This is a genomic window from Streptomyces sp. NPDC056144 (assembly GCF_042264145.1).
In the GTDB taxonomy this organism is placed as follows: domain Bacteria; phylum Actinomycetota; class Actinomycetes; order Streptomycetales; family Streptomycetaceae; genus Streptomyces.
The window spans coordinates 22077-30288 of sequence record NZ_JBHJVF010000020.1; the positions used below are offsets into that span (position 1 = coordinate 22077).

Annotated in this window: 5 protein-coding genes; 1 reads left to right on the forward strand and 4 read right to left on the reverse strand. The window is 70.5% G+C overall.

Annotation, left to right across the window (positions count from 1 at the left end; translation table 11 throughout):
• Window positions 1–58 precede the first annotated feature (58 nt).
• Entirely contained in the window at window positions 59–928 is an 870-nt protein-coding gene (locus tag ACFC0Z_RS34440; RefSeq protein ID WP_376446628.1) for a GNAT family N-acetyltransferase, read from the forward strand.
• Here ACFC0Z_RS34440 and ACFC0Z_RS34445 read toward each other — a convergent pair.
• The 4 genes from ACFC0Z_RS34445 to ACFC0Z_RS34460 form a co-directional block, all read right to left on the reverse strand.
• Window positions 921–2573 carry an IS200/IS605 family accessory protein TnpB-related protein gene (locus ACFC0Z_RS34445; protein ID WP_376446631.1) on the reverse strand — a complete coding sequence of 551 codons (1653 nt, stop codon included), beginning with the start codon at window positions 2571–2573 and terminating at the stop codon, window positions 921–923. The two genes, ACFC0Z_RS34440 and ACFC0Z_RS34445, sit on opposite strands and share 8 nt — an antisense overlap.
• Before the next feature lie 214 nt (window positions 2574–2787).
• Complete coding sequence (locus ACFC0Z_RS34450; RefSeq protein WP_376446633.1) at window positions 2788–4353, reverse strand: APC family permease; 1566 nt, start codon at window positions 4351–4353, stop codon at window positions 2788–2790.
• A gap of 251 nt (window positions 4354–4604) precedes the next feature.
• Window positions 4605–6074 (reverse strand): aldehyde dehydrogenase family protein, encoded by a 1470-nt coding sequence (locus ACFC0Z_RS34455; RefSeq protein ID WP_376446636.1) that lies wholly within the window; start codon window positions 6072–6074, stop codon window positions 4605–4607.
• Window positions 6071–7810: an amidohydrolase family protein gene (locus ACFC0Z_RS34460; protein WP_376446638.1), complete on the reverse strand. Its 1740-nt coding sequence runs from the start codon at window positions 7808–7810 to the stop codon at window positions 6071–6073. Before ACFC0Z_RS34460 ends, ACFC0Z_RS34455 begins: the two co-directional genes overlap by 4 nt.
• Between the last annotated feature and the right edge of the window lie 402 nt (window positions 7811–8212).

The following is an 8212-nucleotide window of genomic DNA, read 5'->3' on the forward strand; positions in this document are numbered from 1 at the left end:
CCCGGCGCACTCGCGTCGGGGCCTGAGCCCTGCCCGTCCCACCGCTAGGGTGCCGCTCATGTTCTTCCGCTGGGACTGGCTCCGGCCTCAACTGACCGCGCCGATCGTGCCGACTCTCGGCCCCGTCCACCCCGACGCTCTGACAGTAGAGATCTTCGAGGACACCCTGCGTGCGGCCGTAACGGGCGGCTTCCTGCCCTACGACAAGGACCGGCGTTGGGGGGACGAGAAGGACGAACAAGTCCTCGGCGAGGACGTGGTCCACCAACGGGAGCACACCCTCATCCCCACCCTGACCCGACGCGGACGCGGCACCGTGAAGGTCTTCGCCTACGGAATCCGCACCGGCGTCGTGGAGGAGGCAGCCGAGCTCGCCGCCGAACTGGCCGCTACTCACAACGTGGCGGATGCCCGAGTCGTACGTCCTCTCGGCCCTACAACCGTCCACCCGCGCGGCACCCGCATCCAGCTGAAGGACTTCACCGCCGCCGCCTGCCCCGCCCCCGACGGCCTCGTCCGCCCCGTCACTGGCTGGCCGACCGTCGTCCAGGAAACCTTCCCGCCGTTCGCCCAGGCCATGGCAGGCGAGGGGCTCGCCTTCCTCCACGCCCGGATGCAGGCCGGCCGCTGCGGCCCGGTCCTCGCAGCCGTCGCCGAGGACCGCATCGCGGGCGCGATCGGGCCCATGGACGTACGCGCGGACGCGATCGGCCGCCCCCAGCTCCTGCCTCAGTACTTCGCCGTCCTGCCCGAAGTCCGAGGGCGGGGACTCGGCCGTCTGCTGTGGCGGGCGGCGATGCACTGGGGCCAAGGCCACGGCGCCGCCTACCAACTCCTCCAGACCGAGGTCGGCGGTCCATCCGACAGGCTGTGCCAGGCCGAAGGGCTGACCTCCCTCGGCTTCACCCACCTCACGCGTGTCACGTGAAGCGAAGGCGACGGGACCGTTCCTGAGAGCTGAGCTCGTGCTCGGCCGGACACCCCGAACGGTCTTGGGTGTCCTGGTCGACCGCGTTCCTTCCGATCCCGGCGCCGTCGGATCTCGTCCGTGGCCCGGGAATGCGGGGGCGGTGTCCCTCGCGTCCAGAGGTCCCCGATCCGGCCTGGGTGGTCCGATGCCCGTGACGATCGCTCTGGTCGTCGCGGGGCGGTGCCGCCCGTCGCCGGATCCGGTGCCCGAGGGCGCGCCTTCCGATCGCCACCGCGGCGGCGGCGTGTCGGGAAGTCTGTCGTTTCGCGCCGGTCAGCGGCTTCTGCCAGTGCTCGGCTCCCCACGTCGAGGTGTAGGCGGGGTCCACGGCGATCACACCGATACCGGCCTCCGCGCACATGCTGACCAGGCGGGCGCGGAGCTTTGCCGTGGGCATGCCGGAGATCAGCTGCCGGAGCTTCTTGCGGCGGCCGTGCTTCTCCCGGGTCGTCGAAGTGGTGAAGTCCAGGTCCTCGATGGCGACCGCCTGCACGCCTGTGGTCTTGACCCAGAACAGGAGGCAAGTGAGGGCGTGGCGGAGCTGGGCGTCACGATGACCGGCTGTGCCCGTCAGGTCGTATTCGAAGCGGCGCGGCGCACCGACCGGGTTGCCGTGGGGGTCCAGTCGCCAAGTGGCGAGGTGGTCGGCGTTCATGTCGACGCCGACCACGCCTCGTGCCCGCAAGGACTCCAAGGGCACGAGGGGCAGGTCCTTGCGTGTCCAGGAAGCGTCCAGGTACCAGCGGCCGGAAGCGGGGTCGAGATGGATGCGGTACGCGATGGCCCGATGGGTCGTGACGCGGTCACGCCACTCCTCGCCGCGGTACGGAAAGGACACGCGAGCCGTGAACACGTACCGGCCGTGCTTCGCGTTGGCCAGACCTGCCAGCGGTGCCGGGAGCTTGATGCTCACCTCGCCGTCAGGACTGACACGGATCGTCTGGTTCCCGAACTTCTTCCCGGATTCGCCGTCTGCGGTCAGGAACCAGCGGGCGGCCTCCCAGGCAGCCCGCCACTGCCCCGACGTCCTGTCGGCGACGGCCAGGTGGTGGCGCTGGTTGAGCAGCCGCTTCCCACCACGCACCACCGAGACCCGTCCGGAGGCGTACGCGGCTTCCACGCGCTCGTAGCGGCCTTCGAGGACCGTCAGTCGGCGGGACTTCTGGAACCACTCGCGACGGGAGCGGTAACCGCCTGGACCGCCCCGGGTCCCCTTCTCCCCCAGCGCCAGTGACAGCCGGTGCCGGATCGTCCGGATCCCGGCGTCCAGACTCTTCAGATGCGCGTGCTGGGCCCGCCGGGAAAGGCCCCACTGATCGTGGGTGTTCGCGGTGACCGACCCGGCCCACCGCGAGGAGGAGACGGAGGTCAGCTCCCGCTTGCGGGTCGCCCACGTCTCGGCGGAGTGCCTGAGCCCGTCCCGTACACGCCTCGCCAAATCCCCCGACGCCAGACGCCCCATGTGTGCGCCCACGGCACGCAGGACCCCCTCATCCTCGGCCGTCATGCCCTTGAGCCGGTCCCGGATGCTCACACCGGAGGGGCCGTCGACGACGAACGGACGCGCGATCTGCCGAAGCCGCTTCGCCTCCACCACGCCCATCCACCTCCGGTCTTCCTCTGTCGCTGACGCATGGCGAACCTAGCTGACATCGGGGTCAGATCAGCCGATAAGCGGGAAATGGATTGAAAGAGATCATTTGCGCTTTTCTCTTTGCAGTTCATGGCAAAAAGCGACGGCGGCGGACCCCCCACGGGCCGCCACCGTCGCGTTCTTGGGTGACTCAGGTGTACGGCTGGTGTCAGCCGCCACCTCGTCAGTCGGCGACCACCAGGGACGGGGTCTCCTTCGTGAGGATCTCGCCGCGGAAGAACGCCGGGCTCTTGCGCTGCATGACCAGCATGATCACGAAGCCCAGGAGCAGCAGGCCGACGCCGATCACGAAGACCGAGCCGACGCCGAAGACGGAGGAGCCGGAGCCGTAGGCCGGGTCCCACATGTCGTAGAGGGTCTTGCCGAAGACGCCGGTCAGCATCAGGCCGCCGAGGAGGGGCATGAGGCCCTTGTAGGCGAAGTCGCGGCCGGTGCGGAAGAGCTCGCCGCGGAAGTACCAGACGCAGGCGAAGGCCGTGATCGCGTAGTAGAAGCAGATCATCAGGCCGAGCGCGTAGATCGTGTCGACCAGGACGTTCTCGCTGACCAGGGTCATGACCGTGTAGAAGAAGCCGGTGGCGACGCCCGCGACGATCGTGGCCTTGCCGGGGGTCTTGAAGACCGGGTGGACCTTGGTGAAGGACTTCGGCAGCGCCTCGTACGTGGACATCGCGAGGACCGTGCGGGCGACCGGGATGAAGGTCGTCTGGAGGCTCGCGGCGGCGGAGGCGAGGACGGCGACGAAGAGCAGGATGCCGAGCGTCGGGCCCATGACCGGGCCGGCGAGGGCGGCGAAGACGTTGTCGGAGGTCTCCGGGTTCGCGAGGCCGAGGCCCTCCTCGCCCGAGCCGACGGCCATCTGCGCGGCGATGCCGGTGGCGAGGTACGAGCCGACGAGCACGACCATCGCGATGAGCGCGGCGCGGCCGGGGGTCTTGGCGCTGCCGGTGGTCTCCTCGTTGGTCGCCATGCAGGCGTCCCAGCCCCAGTACATGAAGATCGAGAGGGAGAGGCCGGCGGTGAAGGCCGCGAAGGACTGGACCGCGAAGGGGTTCATCCAGGACCAGGAGAAGGAGACCGAGGTCTCGAAGTCGCCGGCCTTCGACAGGGCCATCGCCACGAAGATGCCGAGGACGAGGAGCTGGAGGCCGACCAGGGTGTACTGGACGCCCTTGGTCGCGGTCATGCCGCGGTAGCTGATCGCGGTCGCGGCGGCGATGAGCGTGAGGCAGGTGATGATGTGGACGGCCTTGTTGTCGTCCAGGGCGGCGATGGAGTCGCTGCCGGTGATCTCGCCCGCGAGGAGCCAGAAGTACGAGGTCGCGACGCCGGCGAGGTTGGAGAGCACGATGATCGTGGCGATCACCAGGCCCCAGCCGCACATCCAGCCGATCTTCGGGCCGAAGGCCTTCACGGTCCACGTGAAGGAGGTGCCGCAGTCGGGCATGACCTTGTTGAGCTCCCGGTACGCGAAGGCGACAAGGAGCATCGGGAGGAAGCCGGCGAGGAAGATCGCGGGCATCTGGAGGCCGACCTCGCCGGCCGTGGAGCCGAGCGTCGAGGTCAGGCAGTAGACGGGGGCGACGGTCGAGATGCCGATGACGGCACTCCCGAGGAGGCCGACGGAGTTTCCGCCGAGCCCCTTCGTGCGCACGCCTTGCGTGTCGCCCGGGGCGGTGACGCCCCTTACCGTGTCTCCGGCCTGCGGCCGGGCATCCACCTGAGTCATGAACAGGACGTTAAATGCTGCGGTTTCCACATCCGGAAGATCCCGCTCCGCTCATTTGATCGATCATCGCCTTGCATTGACAGGGTCCAAAGACCCTATGGCCAATGATTGAAAGATCGACCACCGGGCAGGACCGACCAACTGGTAGGTCGGTCGGCCGTGTCCGATATGCGGGAACCGCAGCAACACCCCAAATGTCCGCTTTGAAAATTTCCCGTGTGATTCAGAAGACGGTCATCCGGCCGGGCGTGTCACCCCGGCCAGACGACCGCCTGGAGCTCGCTGTACGCGTGGAGCGCGTACGAGCCGACGTCCCGCCCGACACCGCTCTTCTTGAACCCGCCGAACGGCGCCTCCATGTTCCGTCCGATCGTGTTCACGCCCACCCCGCCGGCCCGCAGCCGGGCCGCGACACGGAAGGCGCGGGCCACGTCGCCCGACCACACGTAGTCGATGAGGCCGTAGTCGCTGTCGTTGGCGAGCGCGATCCCCTCCTCCTCGTCGTCGAAGGGCACGACCACGACGACCGGACCGAAGATCTCCTCCCGCACCACCCGCATCTCGTTGGTGCAGTCGGCGAGGAGCGTCGGAGCCACGTAGAAGCCCTTCGCGAGGTCGGGGCGCTCGCCGCCCGCGACGACCCGCGCGCCCTCCTTCTTCCCCAGCTCGATGTACGCCTCCACGCGGTCGCGGTGCGCCGCCGAGATCACCGGGCCCACCACCGTCCCCTTGGCGGCCGGGTCGCCGACCTTCATGAACGCGAGGTAGCCGGTGAGCTTCTCGATCAGCTGCTCGTAGATCCCGCGCTGCGCGAGGACCCGCGTCGGAGCCGTACAGATCTGGCCGCTGTAGAAGGAGAAGGTCGTCCCGATCCCCATCGTCGCGGAGTCGAGGTCGGCGTCGTCGAAGACGAGCGCCGCGCCCTTCCCGCCCAGCTCCATCAGCTGCCGCTTGAGCGAGCGGCCGCAGACCTCGCCGATCGCCTGGCCGACGGCGGTCGAGCCGGTGAAGGAGACCATGTCGACGTCCGGGGAGTCGACGGCCGCCTCGCCCACGGCCTGGGCGGAACCGGTCACGACGTTGACGACCCCGGCCGGGACGCCCGCCTCCTCAAGGGCCCTGGTCATGGCGTACACGGACAGCGGGTCCTGCGGGGCGGGCTTCACGAGGACCGTGTTGCCCATCGCGAGCGCCGGGGCGATCTTTCCGGCCGGGTTGGCCCAGGGGTTGTTGTACGAGGTGATGCAGGTGACGACGCCGACCGGACGCCGTACCGCCACCGCGCCCATCACCCCCGCCCTGCCCATGGGCCCGGCCTCGTTGATCTGCGGCGGCAGGGCCTCCTCCACCGGCTCCATGGCCCCCCGCGCGTACCGCCGGAACCGGGAGGAGCCGATCGCGACCTGCATGCCGCGGGCGATGCCGGTGGTGGCGCCCGTCTCGGCCTGGGCCAGGCGGACGTTCTCCTCGGCGTCGCGGGCCATGAGGTCGGCGGCCCGGTCGAGGATCGCGGCACGCTCCTCCGGCCTCGTACGGGACCAGGTGGCGAAGGCCTCGCGGGCCGCGGCGGCCGCCTCGTACACCTGGGCCGTCGACGCCTCCGGCGCGAGCCCCACGACCTCCTCGCTCGCCGGGTCGACCACCTCGTAGTGCCCGCCGTCGGGCTCGACCCACCGCCCGCCGATGAACAGCTTCTCGGTCCTGACGCTCTCGGTACTCATCGTGTCGCCACCGTCCTCGTGTCGCGGCCCGAACGCAGCACCTTCCCGGGTATCGCGCCGGTCACCTCGTCGTCCCGTACCGTCTCCACCCCGTTGACCCGGACCGAGACGATCCCGATCGCGCGCGAGTCGAGGCGCGGGCTGTCGCCCGGCAGGTCGTGCACGAGCGTCGCCGGACCCGCCTCGATCCGCTCGGGGTCGAAGAGGACGAGGTCGGCGTGGAAGCCCTCCTCGATCCGACCGCGCTCGCGGAGCCCGAAGAGCCGGGCGGGGTCGTCGGTCAGCATCTTCACCGCGCGCTCAAGGGGCACCAGCTTCCGGCCGCGCAGGCAGTCGCCGAGGAAACGGGTCGTGTACGGGGCCCCGCACATCCGGTCCAGGTGCGCGCCCGCGTCCGACCCGCCGAGCATGACGTCCTCGTGCTCCCAGGTCTCCTTGCGGAGGGCCCACGAGGCGGGGTCGTTGTCGCTGGGCATCGGCCACAGGACGGTACGGAGATCGTCGTTGGCGCAGATCTCGACGAGGGCCTGGAAGGGGTCCTGCCCGCGCTCGGCGGCGATGTCCCCGACGACCCGCCCGGTGAGCCCCTCGTTCTCCTTGCTGTACGTGTCCCCGATGACGTACCGCCCGAAGTGCGCGAGGCGCCGGAAGACGCCGGCCTCCCTGGAGTCCGCGCGGCGGAGCATCTCGGCGCGGACGTCCGGGTCGCGGAGCTTCGCGATCCGCTCGGGAACGGGCAGCGCGAGGACCTCCCCCCACCCGGGGATCAGATTGAGCGCGCAGAACGTCCCGAGGGACATGTTCATCGGCGTCAGGATCGGCATCGTGAGGGCCACGATCCGGCCGCCGGCCTTGCGGGCGCGCTCGGAGGCCGTGAGCTGGCGCGGGACGCGCTCGGGAACGGCGGCGTCGATGGTGAGCACGTTCCAGTTGAGGGGCCGCCCGGCGGCGACGGTCATCTCGACGAACAGCTCGATCTCGTCGTCGGAGAACTGGTCGAGACAGCCCGCGAGGATGGCCTCGATCTGGGTGCCCTCGTGCTCGCCGACGGCCCGGGAGAGGGCGACGAGCTCGGCGGGGCCCGCATGACGGGAGGCGACAGGGGCGCCGTCGCCGTCGGAATGCGTGGACGACTGGGTCGTGGACAGCCCCCACGCGCCGGCCTCCATCGCCTCCTTGAGCAGCGCCACCATCCGCGCGAGCTGCTCGTCGGAAGCCTCGCCGCTCGTGGCGGCCTCCCCCATGACGTACCGCCGCAGGGCGCAGTGCCCGACCATGAACCCGGCGTTGACGGCGATACGGCCCTCAAGGGCGTCGAGGTACTCGGCGAACGAGGACCAGCTCCAGTCGACGCCCTCCTCCAAGGCCTTCAGGGCCATGCCCTCGACCTTCGACATCATCCGGCGCGTGTAGTCGGCGTCCTCGGGACGGTCCGGGTGCAGCGGAGCCAGCGTGAACCCGCAGTTGCCGCCGGCGACGGTGGTCACGCCGTGATTCATGGAGGGAGTGGCGTACGGGTCCCAGAACAGCTGGGCGTCGTAATGGGTGTGCGGGTCGACGAACCCCGGCGTGAGGACGAGCCCGGTCGCGTCCTCGGACGACCTGGCCCCCTCCCGCACGGTCCCGGGCTCGGCGACGACGGCGATCCGCCCGTCCCGGATCCCGACGTCGGCGACGAAGGCGGGGGCACCGGTGCCGTCCACGACGGTGGCGCCGGTGATGAGGTGGTCGAGCATGACGGTCCCTTCTCGCGGGGCGGGGGCTGCGCGTGGCCGCGCGTGCCTGCGTGTGGCTGCGGGTGGCTGCGCGTGGCCTTTTCTCGTGACGTGGGTGCGCCCCGGCCCGGAGACCGCCGCGGGGGCCTCCGGCCGGGGCCGGTACGGGACGGCGGTCCGGGAAGACGTCGTCCCGCGCTTGTGGTGACGGGGGGAGGGGTGCGGGGTGCGGGTGGGGTGCGGGGTGCGGGCCGCTGCGCGGGGCCTTCACCCCACCCCGCCCCTTCCCGAAACCGGGGGCAAGCCCCCGGACCCCCGTACGGCCTGACGGCCGTGCCCTCAAACGCCGGGCGGGCTGAAATCCAGCCCCGCCGGCGTTTGAGGCGCGGGGTCCGGGGCGGAGCCCCGAGTGCTTCAGCCCGT